This is a genomic window from Actinokineospora auranticolor (genome assembly GCF_041897805.1).
Classification (GTDB): Bacteria; Actinomycetota; Actinomycetes; order Mycobacteriales; family Pseudonocardiaceae; genus Actinokineospora; species Actinokineospora auranticolor.
This window is the reverse complement of the sequence record NZ_CP154825.1, coordinates 4369481-4386516: the sequence shown is the minus strand read 5'-3', so window position 1 is coordinate 4386516 and position 17036 is coordinate 4369481. Positions and strand designations below refer to the sequence as shown.

Here is a 17036-nt window from a genome sequence, read left to right as displayed (position 1 = left end):
GTCCTCGCCCCAACGTCAGTGGCTCCGGGTGGTGATCACGGTCAGTCACCGTCACGCCTCGGCCGCGCGGGCCTGGGCCTGGTCATGCTCGTCGCTCCAACCCCGGCCTGGCCGCCGTCCTGGGCGGTCTCAGGCGGCCCCCGGTCACCGGCGCGCCCCTTGCTCGGGCGGCTCGGCCCGGTGGGTCACCCCGCGCCTGGCGGTGGTGCCCGCGGGCGCGGTGGGTGCTGGGACGCGCCACGGCGGTTGCCGCGTGCCCGTCGGCTGATCGGCCAATCACTTGCGCCAGGGCAAAGAGAGCCATCAATTCCCAGTTTTCTTTTTCTTGTCACACATCTTTGACCGGAGACAAGACCCCCGAACGGGGGTCATCGCCGAACCATGACCTCCGAACGGGGGTCATCGGAATTGTGACCCCCGTTCGGAGGTCATCAGAAATACGAAGACCCCCGAACGGGGGTCAAGGTCGCGGGGGAATCGGCGAATGGGCGCGCGGGCCCGCCGTCGACACGGCGGGCCCGCGACCGGATCAGACGTTGAGCTGCCACCGCTGGGAGTAGGCGATGCCGCAGCTGTACTGGAAGGTCTTGCTCTTGTAGGCGTAGCTGCTGATGGTCAGGCACTTGCCGCTGTGCAGGGCGCGCAGCTGGCCGGAGGCGGGGTCGAAGCTCCACATCTGGTTGGCCGAGGACGCCCCGCACACGTACTGCTCGACCGGGGCCAGGTCGGCGAGGTCGTTGCGCGGCACGTCCGCGCAGCTGCCGCTCGCCACGTTGACCAGCTGGCCGTAGCCGGGGACGGAGGTCGGGCGGTAGATCCACTGCTGGTTGGTGCCGCCGTTGCAGTAGTAGATCTGGACCGGGGCGTGGTTGTCGGTGGTCCCCCGGGGGATATCGAGGCACATGGCGCCCGCAGGGGTGCTGATCGAGCGGTACGGCGTGTCGGCCGAGGCGGTGGACGCCGAGACGACCATCGCCGCGGGGATCACCGCGGCCGCGGCGGCGGTGGCGAACAGCCTTTTGACGAGCGAGCGCATGGAGCTCCTTAGTGGGCTTCATCGGGTACCCGACAAGGAATATCAGGCCCCTCGGAAAAATCGGTAGGATGATCCCGGAAGGTCACTCGAATTTCGTAATGGGAGGGCCGGGGTAGGGTAATCGGGTGCCAACAGTCAAGTGACCGGGAGATGATAGGGGTTATTCACCCGAAACCGGCGCGCAACGGGCGAGAGAGCGCTGATTTTCGGCGTCGGGTGCGGCAGATGGGGGAGCACGCGCCAAGATGGCCACCGATCGGGCTCGTGTGGTGTTCCCCGGGGGTTCGTCGACACCCTCGGGGAGGACAAGCCGAACGGCGCACACCACGGCGATCCTCACCGCCGTCCTGACCTTGGTCGGCACCAGCCAGGCGGGGGCGACGAGGCCGTCGCAGGTCGCCGTCACGCCCGACCCGGTCGCCACGCGCGCGGCGTCGACGGTGGACATCCGTGGCTTGCGCCCCGCAGGGGCGCGTCCGCTCGCGCCCACTGCCACCTCGCCCGGCTTCGCCCAACCGATCACGCTGCGTGGGGCAGGCGCCGGTGGCGCCGGCCGAGCCCTCCGCGACACCGGCACCGACACCTGTCCCGGCACCGCGACGCCGGACCGCCACGCGGTGACCTACGACTGCTGGGGCTGGGTCGTCCGCGCGGAGTGCGTCGTCTCCTGGCGGAGCAGGGCGACCGGTGGGCCACGGCCGGGTCCTCGGCGGCCTGGTCCAGTGCGGTGGTGAGCACCCGCGCTCCCGCCAGTGCTCGGTGATCATCGGGTGGATGCCGCGCCGATCGTCGGCGCACAGCACGCGGTCGGTCAACCCGGCCTGTTCCAGCCGGGTGACCAGCCTGCTCACGGAGCTCTGGTTGAGCCCGATGGCCTCGGCGAGGTCCTGCACGCGCAGCCGGAATGGAGGCGCGAAGGTCGAGGTTGTGGCGGTGGTCTGCGCGGCGGCTGGAGTGGCGGCGGTGTTGCCGCAGGTGGTAAACCGCGTCCCGGTGCCGGTGCCGGTGGTGTTCCTGGGGTTGGGGGGCGGCGGTGTTCGCCTTCCCTTCACCCGCGCCGCCGTCGCCGTCAGCGTGGTCGGCGTCCTGCCCTCGGCCAGGCCGGGCACCGGATCGCGGTCGATGTCCTGTGGCGCCTGGCAGCCGATGTGGTGCTGGGTCTGGCCACCGGGTGGCTGTTGCGCACGCTGTTGTCCGCCTTCCACTCACCGAGGCTGCGCCTGGCCGAACAGGCCGAGGGATTCGTGGCCTTGGCGGCGACCTCCCTCACCTACGGCGTCCCAGAGCCGGTGAGTGGCTACGGTTTCGTGGCTGTCTTCGTCTGCGCGTGCACGATCCGGTCCGCGGAGCGGTCGCACGGCTACCACCGCGTCCTGCACCAGGGTGTCCGCTCGATACCGGTGGCGGCAGGCGCGGACGTTCTTCTTCTGCGGTGACCGTGGCGTGCCCCCTGCGAGGCGAGCCCAGGACCCACCCGAATCGAACTCCACTTTGGACGCTGTCGTCCGATCCCGCACGCTGCTCGGGGCGGCAGGCCAACCACAGGGCGATGGAGGGCACCAATACCCCGATACGGTGATGGCGCGCCAGTGGAATGAGGTCCAGAATCGACGTATGGAGTCCGGTCGTAGCTCGGCGCACGGCCACCAGGCGCGGGTAGTCACCTTCGCGACGGCCTCCCTCACCGCGGTCGGGGTCGCCGCGCTGGTGGGGTACGCGGTGGACTCCAGAGTTCTCGCCTCGCTGGTTCCCGGCGGAGCCACCGTGGACCTGATGACCGCGATCTGCTTGGTCCTCCTGGCGATCGCCCTGCGCCTGGTGGTGCCCACCGGTGGTTCTCCGGCCCGGCGGTGGGCGGGGCAGGCGATCGCGGCGGCGGTGGCCGTCACGGGCATCGTGGCCTTCATGACGACCGTCGGCGATCACCCCTCCCCTGCCGACGCCGTACCGTTCGACGAACAGATCCGGGCGTGGGCGGTGGGCACGGGTACCCCCACCGCGGTGGCGGCCGCGGCGGTCGCGCTGGCCGCCTGCGGGGTGATCGCCTTGGATGTCGACACCGTGCTCTCGACCGCCGCCGCGGTGGTGGCGGTGGTGGCGGTGGTCGCCGGTGGCCACGGCCCGGGGAACAGCCGTGCGATGGCGCTCCCGGCGGGTGTGGGGGTCGTCGCGGTCTGGGTGGCCGTCCTGGCGGCTCGATCCGACCGGCCGTCGGTCCGCAACCTCGCGGGTCCGAACGGGACGGCGGCGGGCAGGTTGGCCTCGGCGGTGGCCGCGGTGGTGCTCCTGGCGGGGCCGCCGCTGGCCGCGGTGGGCGTGGTCGACGCCGCGATCTCCGCCGCCGCGCTGCTGGTGGTCGTGCTGGCGGCGGTGCTCGCCCTCGCGAACGAGAGGGCGCGGCCCAGCGCCGAGTCGATCGCCTTGGAGGGCGAGCAGCGGTTCCACCGCTTGGTGCTGGGTGCGCCGGACGCGATGGTCATCGTCGACGAGCGGGGTCTCATCACGCTGGTCAACCAGCAGACCGAACGGCTGTTCCGCTACCGCGCGGACGAGCTGGTCGGCAAGCCCGTCGAGGTGCTGATCCCGGAGCAGTTCCGCCGGGACCACGTGCGCAACCGGCACGAGTACCTCACCTCGCCCTCGCACCGGGGGATGGGCGTCGGTCTGGAACTGGTCGGCCAGCGCCGTGACGGCAGCCAGTTCCCGGTCGAGATCAGCCTGGCCCCGCTGGAGACGGACCAGGGGGTGCTGGTCTCGGCGGCCATCCGCGACACCAGCGAGCGCCGGGAGGCCGAGCAGGCACTGGCCGCCGCCCGGGACGAAGCGCTGGCGGCGGTGCGGGTGAAGTCGCAGTTCGTCGCGATGGTCAGCCACGAGATCCGCACCCCGATGAACGGCGTCATCGGGCTGACGGAGCTGCTGCTGGACACCCCGCTGGACGCCTCGCAGCAGCGCTACGCCCAGTCGATCCGAGCCTCGGGCCGGGCACTGCTGACGATCATCAACGACATCCTGGACTTCTCCAAGGTGGAGGCGGGCAAGGTCGAGCTGGTGGAGACCGAGTTCGCCATGGACCAGGTGCTCGGCGAGGTCGTGCACGCCGCGGTGGAGGCCGCGCGCGACAAGGACATCGAGGTCGTCGGCCACTACCCCCCTGAACTGCCCATCGGGCTGCGCGGCGACGCGGGGAGGTTGCGGCAGGTGCTGCTCAACCTGCTGGGCAACGCGGTCAAGTTCACCGAACGCGGATCGGTGGTGCTGCGCGCGGAACCCCAGGGGGTCACCGAGGACGGCGGCGTCCGGATCTGCTTCGCCGTCGAGGACACCGGGATCGGCATCGCCGCGGCGGACCTGCCGTCGCTGTACGAGCCGTTCTCCCAGGTGGAAGCCGCCGCGAACCGCCGCTACGGCGGGACGGGACTCGGCTTGGCCATCACCCGGCAGCTCGTCGGGCTGATGGGCGGCGAACTGGAGGTGACCACCGAACCGGGTCGTGGCAGCCGGTTCAGCTTCGCGCTGCCGTTCGGCCGCGCGCCCGAGGCGGACGCGCCCGCGTCCCGGCACCTGTCGGGTCGCCGGTTGCTCCTGCTCGACGACAACCCCACGACCCGTGACCTGATCACCCGGCACAGCCGGGCCTGGGGCATGGTCGCGACCTCGGACGCGGACCTGACCACCACGCTCGACCGGCTCCGCACCGCCGAGGCGCAGGAGCCCTTCGACCTGGTCGTGATCAACCAGCACGTGGCCGACCGCGGCGGGCTCGACCTGGTCTCCGCGATCGCCGCCGACGCGGACCTGGCGCACATCGACACCGTGCTGCTGACCTCCGGGTCCTACCAGGACGACCAGCGGGCCATCGCAGCGGGCGCCAGCGCGGTGCTGCCCAAACCGATCAACCCCGCCCAGCTCCACACCTGCCTGGTCGGGTTGCTCGCCCCCGCTGAGGGGCCTGCCACCGGCAGCACGCCCCTGCCCGTCCAGCGCGGCCGCGCCGAGGGCGGCGGGGAGACGATCCTGCTCGCCGAGGACAACGAGATCAACCAGATGGTCGCGGTCGGCATCCTGACCAGGTTCGGCTACCAGGTCGACGTCGCGGACAACGGACTCGAAGTGCTCCGCATGGTCGGGACCAAGCCCTACGCGGCGATCCTGATGGACTGCCAGATGCCGGAGATGGACGGCCTCACTGCCACCGTCGAACTGCGCAGCCGCGGCGGGGCGGGTGAGATCCCCCCGATCATCGCCATGACAGCGGGCGCGTTGGCCGAGGACAGGCAAGCCTGCCTCGACGCGGGCATGGACGACTACGTGACCAAACCCGTGGACCCGGTCGTCCTGCGCAACACCCTGGAGAAGTGGATACAGCGCAGTCGCAACCCCGTGGGCGGACGGGGGATCGGCAAGCCCTAGCGGTGCGGAACGCATGCTCAACACCAGCGCGGCCGTCGAGGTGTCCACAGCGAACTGGAGGTGAGCACAGTCGTCGGGAGCGTCCAAGCCCGGCGGATGGTGGACCTGACCGAACCCGCGGCGTTCAGCCCGGCTTGCGCGCCTCGATGAGGAAGCGGTGGGCGAGGGTGTGGAAGGCGCCCTCGGCGCGGATGTGCTTGTCGAGCAGGATGAGCCGGTCGCGGTATGGGGCGACGGCGAAGTCGGGGACGAACCAGACGATTTTCCGCAAGAGGTAGACCACGGCCCCGATGTCGTCGAATGTGACCGGTAATCCTGCTTTGCGCAGGTCGAGCACTTCGAGCCCGGCGCTCTCGGCGGCCTCGGCTTCCCGTTCGGCGAAGTCCCCGCGCGCCCGCTGGGGGCCGAGGATCGCCTCGACCAGTTCCCGGCCGGATCCGGAGCCCACGTGTTGGGCGAGGTAGGTGCCCCCGGGGCGCAGTACCCGGCGGATCTGCGACCAGTCGGTGGAGCCGATGCGCGGGTGCCTGCTGACCACCAGGTCGAAGGTGTCGTCGCGGAACGGCAGGGTGCCGTCCTCGGCCGCGACGACCGCACCGTCGAACTTCGCGAGGTCGCGCTGGGCGCGGAGGAGCAGCTCCGGTCGGCTCTCGGTCGCGGCCAGCAGCCGTGGTGAGCGGGCTAGCGCGCCCGCGAGGACCGCCCCGTCCCCGGTCTGCGCGTCGAGCACGCGGTCGGACTCCCCGATCCGGCTCGCCAGGATCCGGGTGTACGCCCAGGGTGCCCGCTGCTCGTGGGCCCGCCCGTCCAGCCAGGAGTAGTCCGAACCCGAGGTGTCGGCCGCGGTCGCCTCGGCAACAAGGTCATCGAACAGGCGCACGCGACCAGTTTCGCAGAACGCTGTACGGCTCGCCGCCCGACGCTGCCGCACCACACCCCGCCACGGTGGTTCGCGGGCCCGGCTGGTGGCGGCGCGCGCCGTGCACGCGACCGCCGGTCGTGAACAGGCGTGGGCAGTTCCCGACCCCCGGGCCCGCGCACGGGCCGCTGGTGGTGGTCCGATCTGACGATTCCATGACGGCACGCACCACACCCCGCCACGGCATGCCCAGGCGTCCTAGTTTCGCGGTGTGCGTGTACTCGTGACCGGCGGGGCCGGCTTCATCGGATCCCACATCGCCGACCAACTGGCGCGATCGGGCGACGAACCCGTCATCCTGGACTGCCTGCTGCCGACCGCGCACGGGCGCGGCGGCCCACCGGCCTACGTGGAGGACTACGAGACCGTCATCGGCGATGTGGCGGACGGGTCGCTGCTCGACCGGGTGTTGCCCGGGGTGGACGCGGTGTGCCACCAGGCGGCGGTGGTGGGCCACGGCATCGATCCTGGCGACGCGCCGTCGTACGCGTTGCACAACGGCTACGGCACGGCGGTGGTGTTGGCCGCCATGCACCGCTCGCGCGTGTCCACTTTGGTCATGGCGTCGTCGATGGTGGTCTACGGCGAGGGCCGGTACGCCTGCGGCGTGCACGGTGTGGTGCCGCCCGCGCCGCGCGCCGCCGCCGACGTGGCCGCGGGCCGGTACGAACCCACGTGTCCGTTGTGCGGTGCGGCCCTGGAGTGGCGGTTGGTGCCGGAGGACGCTCCACTGCGCCCGGTGAGCACGTACGCGGCGACGAAGCTGGCCCAAGAGCACCTGGCGGTGGCGTGGGCGCGGCAGACGGGCGGGTCGGTGTGGGCGATGCGCTACCACAACGTCTACGGCTCCAGGATGCCCAGGGACACCCCGTACGCCGGTGTGGCGTCGCTGTTCCGCTCCGCCCTGGAGCGGGGTGAGGCACCGACGGTCCTGGAGGACGGACGGCAGCGACGGGACTTCGTGCACGTGCGCGACGTCGCCCGTGCCAACGTCCTGGCGCTGCGCGAGGGCGGGCGGGCGGGAACGCTGACACCGTTGAACATCTGCTCGGGAGAGCCGCACACGGTCGGTGAGCTGGCCGAGGAGTTGTCGCGCGCGCTGGGCGGCCCGCCGCCGCGGGTGGTCGGTGGGGCGAGAGCCGCGGACGTGCGGCACGTGGTGGCCGACCCGGCGAACGCGCGGCGGTTGATCGGCTACACCGCGCGCACCGGGTTCGCCGAGGGCGTGGCCGAGTTCGCCACGGCCGAGTTGCGGGCGCCTGCGGTCGTCAGCGGGTGAGCAGCGGCAGCCGGACCTCGAACCGGCAGCCAGGCCCGTGGTTGCGCACCCCGATGCGCCCGTGGTGCGCCTCGACCAGCCCCTTGGCGATGGCCAGGCCGAGCCCGGCGCCGGTGGTGCCGGTGTGGTCCGGGGTGCGGGCGGTGCTGCCGCGGTAGGCGACGTCGAAGACGCGGTCGATCTCGTCGTCGGGGATGCCGCCGCAGCCGTCGGCGACGGTGAGCAGCGCGTGGTCGCCGTCGAGGCCGAGCACGACGGCGACCGTGCCCTCCGGTGGGGTGTGCCGGATGGCGTTGGCCACCAGGTTGCGCACGACGCGGGCCAGCTCGGGGTCGCTGCCGGAGACGACGGGGTCGGCCTCGGCGCGGGCGAGCAGCCGGACGCGGTGGCGTTCGGCCACGGGGGAGTGGGCGGCGACGGCGTCGCCGACGACCTCGGGCAGCAGCACGGCGGTCATGGTCAGGCGCAGTGCGCCGGAGGCGATGCGGGACAGTTCGAACAGGTCGTCGACCATGCCGGAGAGCCGGTGGGTCTCGGTGCCGATGCGGGTGGCGTAGTCGGTGACCTCGGCCCGGTCGGCCACCACGCCGTCGGCCACCGCCTCGGCCATGGCCGCGATCGCCGTGAGCGGGCTGCGCAGGTCGTGGCTGATGAAGGCGACCAGGTCGCGGCGGGCGGTCTCGGCGGCGCGCTCGCGGTCGCGGGCCATCCGCTCGGCCAGGCCGCGGCGGGCGAAGCCGCGGCCGAGGACGAGGGCACCGGGCACGGTGACCAGGGCGACGAGCAGGCACACCAGCAGGGTGGTGGTCAGGGTCGGGGTGAACATGAACCCGCTGATCCCCAGCACCCCGGCCAGGGTGGCCAGCACCGGGGCCAGGGCCAGCACGGTCATGACCGCCGCCAGGGAGCCGTGGCGCAGCAGGTACAGCGCCAGGGCACCGGCGAGCGCCACGGGCAGGGCGAACAGCAGCGCCAGGGGCAGCACGTGCCAGGCGTGGCCCAGGATGGCGGCCAGGGTCTCGTCGGACTCGATCACGGCGCGCGCCGGTCGTAGCGGTAGCCGTGGCCCCACACCGTCGCCACGCGGGCGGGCCGGGACGGGTCGGACCCCAGCTTCTCCCGCAGCCTGCGCACGTGGACGGTCACGGTGCCCTGGTCGCCGAAGTCCCAGCCCCACACCTCGGCGAGCAGCTCCGCCCGGGTGAACGCCGTCCCCGGGTGGGCCATCAGGAAGGCGAGCAGGTCGAACTCGCGGGTCGTGAGCGCTAGCTCGACACCGCCCAGCAGGGCGCGGCGGGCGGTCGGGCGCAGCAGGAGGTCGTCGTCGACCAGGTCGGGTACCGGTGTCGCGACCGGGGGCGTGCGCATCCGCCGCAGCACCGAGCCGACGCGCAGCACGAGTTCGCGCGGGCTGAACGGCTTGGTGACGTAGTCGTCCGCGCCGACCTCCAAGCCCGCCACCCGGTCTTCCTCCTCGCCCAGCGCGGTCAGCAGCACGACTGCCGGGCCGTCCGCCGCGCGCAGCCTGCGACACACCTCCACCCCGTCCGGACCGGGCATCATCACGTCCAGCACCACGAGGTCCGGCCGGGCGGCGGCGCACCGGCGCAACGCCTCCGTCCCGTCCCCGGCGACCGTGACCGCGTAGCCCGCGTTCTCCAGGTAGCGGCGCACGACGTCGCGCACCGTCTCGTCATCGTCGACGACCAGCACCGAGCCCGTCTCGCGTGGCACGTGGCGCCCTCCCTACCAGTTCGTCATCAGCAGGTGGTTCACCACGAGTGCGGTGGCCGCCTGCGCGGCCAGCCAACCCCGCTGCTTGCCGGGCAACAGCGACACCGCAGGCCACAGCCACACCACGAAAGGCAACCAGATGCGCTCGACTTCGGCCTTGGACAACCCGGACAGGTCTGCCACGAGCACCGCCGCCGCGGCGGCGGCGACCAACACCAGGACCGGATCGCACCGGGATCGTACGCCGCGGCGCAGCCCGGGCAGGGCGGCGACCACGGCGGGCCCCGCGCACACGCAAGTGGCCGCCAGGTTCGCCCACGCCCAGTACCAGTAGGGCCGTTCGGTGGCGATGCCCTGGTAGTAGCGGACGGTCACCAGGTGGTAGCCGTCCCACCACGAGAACCCGGCCACCGCGAACACCACCACCACGAGCACCGCTCCGAGGACGGCCCACGGGGCTACCGACCACCGACGACCGCACACCACGGCGGCGAGTGCCACCAATCCGATGAGGACCAGCCCGTAGGACAGGAAGGCCCCAGCCCCGAGCACCACCCCCGCGGCGACCGCGACCGCCGCCGAGGCGCGCCGGGCGGCCAGGGCCAGCAGGGCCACGCCGCACGCGGTCACACCCGCGAACACCCCGTCGGCGCTCGCGCCCACCCACACCGCGCCTGGCGCCAGCACCGCGAAGGGCACCACCGCCCGCGCCGCGTCGGCGCGGCCGAGCAGCACCAGCGCCACCGGGACCGCGACCGCCGCCAGGCAGCCCACGACCACGCACAGCACGGCCGCCCACGCGCCCCCGCCCAGACCGATCCGGTCCAGCCAGACGAACACCAGCGTCGCCAGGGGCGGGTGGCCGGACACGTGCGTGGTCCACGAACCCGGCTGGAAGTCCAGGATCCGGTCGGTGAAACCGCGCAGCGCGGCGCGGACGTCGGTGATCCCGGGGACCTCGTGGAGGTATTCGTCCCGAGTGGTCAACCGGTCGGCCACCCCGCGGTCCCAGCCGTCGACCAGGGCCAGGGCGAAGGTCCACGCGACCGCGGCCACATAGGCCGCGGGAAGCAGAACGCGCCACCTCGCCCGCCCGGCCAACGCGGGGCCCCAGGCCACCACGACGACGGCCACGACCACCGCCGCGGGCGTTCCCGGTCCGATGTGCGGGAGCCACCAGGCGAACAGCGGAGCGGCGGGCGCGTGGATGGACACCCCCGACCCGGGGCGGTTGAGGTACGCGCCGGTCCCGACGGCCGCCACCACCAGCACCGCCGCGGCCGCCACAGCGGCGCGGCATCCCTTCGCGGTGATCCTCTCCGGATTCGGCGGGCGCGTTCGCACCGGGGCACGATAGCCGCGCGGTGAGCGCGGCGAACACCTCCCGGACCACACCGTCACCGGTCGGTAAGAACTCGGCTGCTGTCAGCATTTCGTAAGCACCGCAAGGGTTCCCGACCTTCCGGGATGGCCATAGCGTCGACCGCGTGAGTGATGATCCGATCCCGGGGCACGTCGATGTCGTCCTGCCCTGTCTGAACGAGGCGGCGGCCCTGCCCGGCGTGCTGGCCGCCCTGCCGCCCGGGTACCGGGCCATCGTGGTCGACAACGGGTCGACCGACGGGTCCGCCGAGGTCGCGGCGGCGCACGGCGCCGCCGTGGTCACCGAGCCCCGCACCGGTTACGGCGCCGCGGTGCACACCGGGCTGGAGCACGCCACCGCGGCCGTCGTGTGCTTCGCCGACGCGGACGGCTCCCTGGACCTCGGCCAGTTGCCGACCCTCGTGGCCGCCGTCCACGGCGGCGCGGACCTCGCGGTCGGGCGCCGGGTCCCCGAACGAGCGGATGTGTGGCCCTGGCACGCCAGGGCGGGCAACCGGCTGCTGGCCGCCCTGCTGCGCCGCCGGGGCTTGGCCGTGCGCGACATCGCCCCGCTGCGCGCCTGCCCGCGCGAGGCCCTGCTCGCGCTCGGCGTCACCGACCGCGCCTTCGGCTACCCGCTGGAACTGCTCATCCGGGCACAGCGGGCCGGGTGGCGGGTGGACGAGTTCGACGTGGTCTACCGAGCGCGGGCCGCGGGCACCCGGTCGAAGGTGTCCGGCTCGCTGCGCGGCACCCTGCGCGCGGTGCGCGACGTGGGGCGGGTGGCGCTGCGATGAGCGAACCGGAGTTCGTCCTACTGGTCGTGGCCAAAGCCCCGGTGCCCGGGTTGGCCAAGACCCGGTTGTGCCCGCCCGCCACCCCCGACCAGGCGGCGGCGATCGCCGCCGCCGCGCTGCTGGACACCCTCGACGCCGCCGCCGCGACCCCCGGGGCGATCCCGCTGGTGGCCCTCACCGGATCGGTCCCCGCCGGGGTCCGCGCCCACGAGGTCCGGTCCGCGCTCGAACCCCTCACGGTGCACCCGCAGCGGGGCGACGGCCTGGCCGAGCGACTGGTCAACGCCCACCAGGACGCCGCCGACCGCTTCCCCGGACTGCCCGTGCTCCAGATCGGCATGGACACCCCCCAGGTGACCCCCGCCCTGCTCGCGGCGACGGCCCGGCCGGTCCTCACCGGCGCGGCGCCTGCGGTGCTCGGCCCCGCCGCCGACGGCGGCTGGTGGGCGCTGGCCCTGCGCGACCCGCGACAGGCCAGGGCCTTGGCGGACGTGCCGATGTCGCGCGCGGACACCGCCGCTCGCACCCGCCTCGCCCTGGGCGAACCGATGGGCACCGCGGCGGTCCTGGTCGACGTCGACACCATGCCCGACGCCCTCGCCGTCGCGGCGGACTGCCCGGACACCCGCTTCGCCGAGGCGGTCCGCGCCGTGGTGGTGCCCACGTGACCGCGCCCGTGGGAACCGAGTTCGACCCCGGCCTGCTGGGCACCCGCTGCTGGCTCGAACGCCCCGGCGGCGACCGCGTCGAACTCCCGGTGCACCGCTGGCGCGGAGCGGTCTCGCCGGGCGACGAGCTGCTGCTCGACACCTGCGCCGGACCCACCGTCGACATCGGCTGCGGGCCGGGCAGGCTCACCACCGCCCTGACCAGCCGGGGGATCCCCGCGCTCGGCATCGACACCTCGCCCGTCGCGGTCCGCCTCACCCGCGCCCGCGGCGGCGCCGCGCTGCGCCGCGACGTCTTCGACCGGCTGCCCGGCGAAGGGCGCTGGTCGCACGCCCTGCTGGCCGACGGCAACATCGGCATCGGCGGCGACCCGGTCACCCTGCTCCGCCGCGTAACCAGCCTGCTCGCCCCCGGTGGAACGGTCGTGGCCGACATCGACCCGCCCGGCACCGGCCTGCGCCGCGACCGGGTCCGCCTGCGGCCCGCCTCCGGGGCCGCGGCCCGGTGGTTCCCCTGGGCCTGGCTCGGCGCGGACGCCGTCGCCGAGGTCGCGACCCGGGCGGGTCTGCGGCTGAGCAGGCTCGACCACGACCACCACCGCTGGGTGGTCGCACTGGCGCGCCGGTGAAGCCGCGCCTTCCCCGCGAGTCGGACTTCCGCGGTGCCGCGCACTCGCCGCGAGTCGCCACCCGGGTGGGACTGGCCCTCGCGGTCACCTTCGGCCTCTGCTTCCTCACCGGACTGCTCAGCCACCTCATCCAGCACCCGCCGCACTGGTTCACCTGGCCCAGCCGCCCGGTCTCGCTCTACCGCCTCACCCAGGGAACCCACGTGATCAGCGGCATCGCGAGCATCCCGCTGCTGGCCGCCAAACTCTGGAGCGTCTACCCCGAGCTGTTCACCCGCCCCGCGCTGCGGTCCGCGACCCACGCGCTGGAACGCCTGTCGGTCCTCGCACTGGTTGGCAGTGCCCTGTTCGAGCTCGTGACGGGACTGCTCAACGTCACCCAGAACTACCCGTGGCCGTTCTTCTTCCCCCCGGTGCACTACGCCGTGGGGTGGATCGCCGTCGGGTCGATCATCCTCCATGTCGGACTGAAACTCCCGGTCGCGCGCGCCGCCCTGGCTCCGGAGCACCCCGTCGCGCCCGTGGGCACCACCGTGTCCCGACGCGCCTTCCTGCGTACCACGGCCACGTCGACCGGCGTAGCCGTGCTGGCCACCGCGGGAGCCACCATTCCCGCCCTGCGGCACGTCTCCCCGCTGAAGTGGCGATCCGACCAAGGCAGCCGGGGCCTGCCCGTCAACCGAACCGCCACGGCCGCCGGGGTGGTCGCAGCGGCCACCGACCCGGACTGGCGACTGGAAATCTCGACTCCCGCGGGCACCACATCGCTGTCTCGCGCCGGACTCGCCGCCCTCCCGCAGACCACAGTGGACCTCCCCATCGCGTGCGTGGAGGGGTGGAGCCGCACCGCAACGTGGACCGGTGTCGCGTTCACCGACCTGCTCCACGCCATCGGCGCCCGCCCGGGAAGCGAGGTCCGGGTCTCCTCCCTGGAGACCACCGGCATCTACTCGACCAGCGTCCTACCCGGCACGCACACCGCCGACCCGCTGACCGTGCTCGCCCTGGACCTCAACGGCGCCCCGCTCGACCTGGACCACGGCTATCCCTGCCGGGTGATCGCCCCCAACCGGCCCGGCGTCCTGCAGACCAAGTGGGTCTCCCGCCTGGAGACGGCATGACCGCGATCCGCGCCCTGCTCGTGATCAGCGGTCTCGCCACCCTGGGATGGGGCGTCACGCTGTTCGCCGACTGGGCGCTGCCGCTGTCCTGGACCTCCGTCTCGGCGGTCCTCTGGCTGATCGCCTGCCCGCTCGTCCACGACGCGCTCATCGCCCCCGCCATCGGACTCACCGCACGTGCCCTCGACTTCCTACCCGCCCCCGTAGCCCTCCCCGCCAAGCGCGGTCTCGCCGCCACCGCGGTACTCGCGGTCATCGCGTTCCCCCTGGTGTGGCGGCCGTTCGCGGCGCCCGCCCCACCCGGCGCGCACGACGAACCGCTCGCCGGACTGCTCGTCTCAACCGCGGTCGTGTGGATCGCGGTCGCGTGGCGCGCGAGGACGGGGCACAGCAACGTCCCCGAACAGAACACCGACCCCGGCACGGCGGGCGGGTAGTGGTGGTCGGACACGTCACGTCCCCGCGGGACGATCCGCGACCCGTGGCCGTCCGAACCGTCGGGTTTGTCGCTGTCCAGTGGCTCGGTCCCTCGACCGGCCGCTGCACCTGGGGCCGCTCACCGAGGCAGGTCCCGGGCTGCTACCGGCACCGACAGCGTCCTGCCTGCCACTGACATGCTCGGTGCGACCGTCAAGCCCCACTCGATCTACCTGCTCCGCGCTGACCAGCAGGCGCCGCGCTTCGGCCGGTCCGCTTGGTCAGGAGGCCGACGACCGGGCGCAGGTGTGACAGCAGCACAGCGTCCAAGGCGGGCAGGTCGCTGATGTCAACCGGCCGGTCTTTCAACGGCTCGGACAAACCACTGGCCGGTTACGTGCGCGCACTCGCCACCTACGCGGCAGCGGTCGCCGGAGCGGTCGGGGTCGGTCGGCTCCGCGGCGCGCGGTTGCCTGACCGATTCACCCTCGCCGAGACTGTGCTGCTCGTCGTGGCCACCCACCGGGGCAGCAGGATGTTGACCAAGGACGCGGTTCTCAGCCCGCTGCGCGCGCCCTTCACCCGCCACGAGGGACCGGCTGGCGCGGGTGAGGTGAACGAGGTCGTCGCACCCACTGCGAGCGCCCACGTCCACGCTGTGGGTGAACTGCTCACCTGCCCGTTCTGCGCCGCCGTGTGGACGGCGACCGCACTGCTGGCCTGCCACGTCGTCGCGCCCCGCCCCGCCCGGCTCGTTACCACCGGCCTCACCGTCGTCGCGGGGGCGGACGCACTGCACCTGCTCTACGACGCACTCAAGGAACACGTCGAAAGCTGACCCGCGACAGCGGGCGAGGAACACCACCGTTGCACAACGCACGAACGGGGGGATTCTTCCAACGCGAGCCGTTTTTGTGCATGAGTTCGGCCCGGACGGGTGAAGGCACCAAGACCAACGTTCGGCACGCAGTCCTACCGGAGGACGATATGGCCACCGGTGAAATCGGTTTCGATGACGTGACCTTCGACTTGGTCTCGGTGCAGTACCACTCCCTCAAAGCCGGGCACGATTACGGCCAGTATGTGCGTGATGCGCGGAATGCGGGCCGGGACGACATCGCGGACTTTCTTCAGCGACGTGATGAACCAGGACTCCGATCGGGCGCGCAAGTGCCACCAGTTCATCAAGGAGTTGTCCGGGAGTGGTGAATCCGGCCCGGCTGTCGACTGAGGCGACACGTGACGACCGAGGGTCCGGCGCCTGGTGTGCCGGGCCCTTGTCATGCAGTGCCGCCAAACGAAGTCGCTGTCCCGCAAACGAACCCTGTCGACTTCGGGTCAGCGGGATCAGGCTGTGCGGTGACGTCCTCTTCGGACGTCGTGCGTCCGGGAACCGAATGATTCTTTTTGCTGACAAGGCGTTTGGACGAGACTGCGGAACAGCATGCCGTCCAGGCGTTTTCCCGGCGGTGCTACGGGTAGCTCTTCTGCATACACCGTCCCCGTCCCCAGGAGGACGGGTGACACAGCAGTCCGGCCGCTATGCGCCGCCCCACCCCGGAAGCGGCGGTCCCGCCGATCCAGGTATCCGGGAAGTCATCGTCTCCGGCGGCTCACGAACTGGCGACACCGCCGCGGACGGGCTGAAGGAAGTGACCGGGCAGGCGCGTGCCCAGGTGAGTGACCTACTCGACCATGGGTTAGCCCGATTGAACGAACAGGCACGCGGAACGCAGCGCAAAGTGGCCCGCGGTCTGCACACCACCGCCGGGCACCTCGAAGACATGTCGGAGAACTCCCAGAAGTCCGGTGTCGCGGACGATGTCGTCCGGGAGATCGCGCACCGGGCGCGCAAGGTGGCGTCGTGGTTGGAAGACCGCGAGCCCGGCGACCTGGTCGAGGAGGTGCGGGAGTTCGCCAGGCGCAAGCCCGGTGCCTTCCTCGCGGGTGCCGCCCTGTATGTGAGCGGCCGTAGTGCGCTCCGCACGGTGGACCCGGTGCCCGAACGCACCGTGGACACCCTCAAGCAGGTCCCCGACGCCCTCAAGCCCCAGTAGTAGAGGAAACCACGACCGTGAGCAGAGATCCAGTTCAGCTGCGCAACGAGATCGAGGGCACGCAGCGCGCCCTCGGCGCTGATGTCGACGCTCTGGCGGAGAAGGTCACCCCGAGCCGGGTGGTGCACCGGCGGGTCAACCGCTTCCGGCGAGCGATCTCCAGCGCCAGGGACTCCGTGATGGGCACCCCGTCACCGCGTCGGAACGTGACGCAGCACGAGCCGTCGACGCTGCACCAGGTCGCCGACACGGTGACCACGGGTGCGTCCAACGCGACCCAGGCGGTGCAGGACGCTCCCGCGGCGATCCGCCGCGGCACCACCGGCAACCCGTTGGCCGCGGGCCTGATCGCGTTCGGTGCGGGGTGGCTGGTCGCCTCGCTCGCCCCGGCGAGCGAACCCGAGCAGAAGGCGGCCGAGAAGGTCAAGGACCAGGTCGCGGGCCCCCTCGGCGAGCACCTGAGCCAGGTGGCTCAGCAGACGGGGGAGGCTCTTCGCGAACCGCTCAGGAGGCTGTGGCATCGGTGAAGTCCGCCGCGACCGATGCGGCCCAGAACGTCTCGGACGAAGCCAAAGCAGCATCGAAGGAAGTCCGCAGCGCGACG

The 17036-nt window shown here is 72.4% G+C and carries 18 protein-coding genes; 11 read left to right on the top strand and 7 right to left on the bottom strand.

Going from position 1 to position 17036, the window contains the following annotated elements:
* Positions 1-529: 529 nt before the first annotated feature.
* Both V5P93_RS19390 and V5P93_RS19385 read right to left on the bottom strand, forming a co-directional pair.
* Positions 530-1036: an RICIN domain-containing protein gene (locus V5P93_RS19390; protein ID WP_104480623.1), complete on the bottom strand. Its 507-nt coding sequence runs from the start codon at positions 1034-1036 to the stop codon at positions 530-532.
* A gap of 164 nt (positions 1037-1200) precedes the next feature.
* Positions 1201-1929 carry a MarR family transcriptional regulator gene (locus tag V5P93_RS19385; RefSeq protein ID WP_374066513.1) on the bottom strand — a complete coding sequence of 243 codons (729 nt, stop codon included), beginning with the start codon at positions 1927-1929 and terminating at the stop codon, positions 1201-1203.
* Between the two features lie 258 nt (positions 1930-2187).
* Between V5P93_RS19385 and V5P93_RS19380 the strand changes: the two genes are divergently transcribed.
* Both V5P93_RS19380 and V5P93_RS19375 read left to right on the top strand, forming a co-directional pair.
* The gene (locus V5P93_RS19380; RefSeq protein WP_146108137.1) at positions 2188-2472 is read left to right on the top strand and encodes a hypothetical protein; all 285 of its coding nucleotides are present in this window, start codon (positions 2188-2190) and stop codon (positions 2470-2472) included.
* 178 nt (positions 2473-2650) lie between these two features.
* Positions 2651-5449: a response regulator gene (locus tag V5P93_RS19375; protein ID WP_104480621.1), complete on the top strand. Its 2799-nt coding sequence runs from the start codon at positions 2651-2653 to the stop codon at positions 5447-5449.
* A gap of 124 nt (positions 5450-5573) precedes the next feature.
* Here the strand turns inward: V5P93_RS19375 and V5P93_RS19370 are convergent, their stop codons facing one another.
* Positions 5574-6329, bottom strand: a complete 756-nt coding sequence (locus V5P93_RS19370) for a class I SAM-dependent methyltransferase (RefSeq protein ID WP_104480620.1) — start codon at positions 6327-6329, stop codon at positions 5574-5576.
* 250 nt (positions 6330-6579) lie between these two features.
* Between V5P93_RS19370 and V5P93_RS19365 the strand changes: the two genes are divergently transcribed.
* Positions 6580-7647: an NAD(P)-dependent oxidoreductase gene (locus V5P93_RS19365; RefSeq protein ID WP_104480619.1), complete on the top strand. Its 1068-nt coding sequence runs from the start codon at positions 6580-6582 to the stop codon at positions 7645-7647.
* Here the strand turns inward: V5P93_RS19365 and V5P93_RS19360 are convergent.
* From V5P93_RS19360 to V5P93_RS19350, 3 genes are read right to left on the bottom strand one after another with little or no spacing between them, the layout of a single operon-like run.
* A complete protein-coding gene (locus V5P93_RS19360) occupies positions 7637-8683 on the bottom strand; it encodes a sensor histidine kinase KdpD (protein WP_104480618.1) in 1047 nt (348 codons plus the stop codon). The two genes, V5P93_RS19365 and V5P93_RS19360, sit on opposite strands and share 11 nt — an antisense overlap.
* Positions 8680-9381, bottom strand: a complete 702-nt coding sequence (locus V5P93_RS19355; RefSeq protein ID WP_104480617.1) for a response regulator transcription factor — start codon at positions 9379-9381, stop codon at positions 8680-8682. Before V5P93_RS19355 ends, V5P93_RS19360 begins: the two co-directional genes overlap by 4 nt.
* Positions 9382-9393: 12 nt before the next feature.
* The gene (locus V5P93_RS19350) at positions 9394-10725 is read right to left on the bottom strand and encodes a hypothetical protein (protein ID WP_374065046.1); all 1332 of its coding nucleotides are present in this window, start codon (positions 10723-10725) and stop codon (positions 9394-9396) included.
* A gap of 143 nt (positions 10726-10868) precedes the next feature.
* Here V5P93_RS19350 and V5P93_RS19345 point away from each other — a divergent pair, with 143 nt between their 5' ends.
* The 6 genes from V5P93_RS19345 to V5P93_RS19320 all read left to right on the top strand — a co-directional run bounded on the left by V5P93_RS19345 (position 10869) and on the right by V5P93_RS19320 (position 15213).
* Positions 10869-11540, top strand: coding sequence for a glycosyltransferase family 2 protein (locus V5P93_RS19345; protein WP_245931427.1), 672 nt, complete (start codon positions 10869-10871; stop codon positions 11538-11540).
* Positions 11537-12208, top strand: a complete 672-nt coding sequence (locus V5P93_RS19340) for a DUF2064 domain-containing protein (RefSeq protein ID WP_104480616.1) — start codon at positions 11537-11539, stop codon at positions 12206-12208. The genes V5P93_RS19345 and V5P93_RS19340 overlap by 4 nt, the downstream gene beginning before the upstream one ends.
* Entirely contained in the window at positions 12205-12837 is a 633-nt protein-coding gene (locus tag V5P93_RS19335) for a class I SAM-dependent methyltransferase (protein ID WP_104480615.1), read from the top strand. The genes V5P93_RS19340 and V5P93_RS19335 overlap by 4 nt, the downstream gene beginning before the upstream one ends.
* Positions 12834-13958, top strand: a complete 1125-nt coding sequence (locus V5P93_RS19330) for a molybdopterin-dependent oxidoreductase (protein ID WP_104480614.1) — start codon at positions 12834-12836, stop codon at positions 13956-13958. The genes V5P93_RS19335 and V5P93_RS19330 overlap by 4 nt, the downstream gene beginning before the upstream one ends.
* Complete coding sequence (locus V5P93_RS19325; protein ID WP_104480613.1) at positions 13955-14395, top strand: hypothetical protein; 441 nt, start codon at positions 13955-13957, stop codon at positions 14393-14395. The genes V5P93_RS19330 and V5P93_RS19325 overlap by 4 nt, the downstream gene beginning before the upstream one ends.
* A gap of 326 nt (positions 14396-14721) precedes the next feature.
* Positions 14722-15213 carry a DUF1360 domain-containing protein gene (locus tag V5P93_RS19320; protein WP_104480612.1) on the top strand — a complete coding sequence of 164 codons (492 nt, stop codon included), beginning with the start codon at positions 14722-14724 and terminating at the stop codon, positions 15211-15213.
* A gap of 134 nt (positions 15214-15347) precedes the next feature.
* Here the strand turns inward: V5P93_RS19320 and V5P93_RS19315 are convergent, their stop codons facing one another.
* Positions 15348-15560 carry a hypothetical protein gene (locus V5P93_RS19315; protein ID WP_181043628.1) on the bottom strand — a complete coding sequence of 71 codons (213 nt, stop codon included), beginning with the start codon at positions 15558-15560 and terminating at the stop codon, positions 15348-15350.
* Between the two features lie 335 nt (positions 15561-15895).
* On the opposite strand from V5P93_RS19315, the gene V5P93_RS19310 reads away from it, so the two are divergent.
* Together V5P93_RS19310 and V5P93_RS19305 are read left to right on the top strand one after the other, a co-directional pair.
* Positions 15896-16432, top strand: coding sequence for a phage holin family protein (locus V5P93_RS19310; protein WP_146108136.1), 537 nt, complete (start codon positions 15896-15898; stop codon positions 16430-16432).
* Between the two features lie 17 nt (positions 16433-16449).
* Positions 16450-16959: a DUF3618 domain-containing protein gene (locus V5P93_RS19305; RefSeq protein WP_245931426.1), complete on the top strand. Its 510-nt coding sequence runs from the start codon at positions 16450-16452 to the stop codon at positions 16957-16959.
* Positions 16960-17036: the final 77 nt, after the last annotated feature.

Bases quoted from the DNA above. Each gene is read 5' to 3' on its own strand.
- V5P93_RS19390 (WP_104480623.1), bottom strand. From the start codon at position 1,036: ATGCGCTCGCTCGTCAAAAGGCTGTTCGCCACCGCCGCCGCGGCCGCG.
- V5P93_RS19375 (WP_104480621.1), top strand. From the start codon at position 2,651: ATGGAGTCCGGTCGTAGCTCGGCGCACGGCCACCAGGCGCGGGTAGTC.
- V5P93_RS19340 (WP_104480616.1), top strand. From the start codon at position 11,537: ATGAGCGAACCGGAGTTCGTCCTACTGGTCGTGGCCAAAGCCCCGGTG.
- V5P93_RS19325 (WP_104480613.1), top strand. From the start codon at position 13,955: ATGACCGCGATCCGCGCCCTGCTCGTGATCAGCGGTCTCGCCACCCTG.
- V5P93_RS19320 (WP_104480612.1), top strand. From the start codon at position 14,722: ATGTCAACCGGCCGGTCTTTCAACGGCTCGGACAAACCACTGGCCGGT.
- V5P93_RS19315 (WP_181043628.1), bottom strand. From the start codon at position 15,560: ATGAACTGGTGGCACTTGCGCGCCCGATCGGAGTCCTGGTTCATCACG.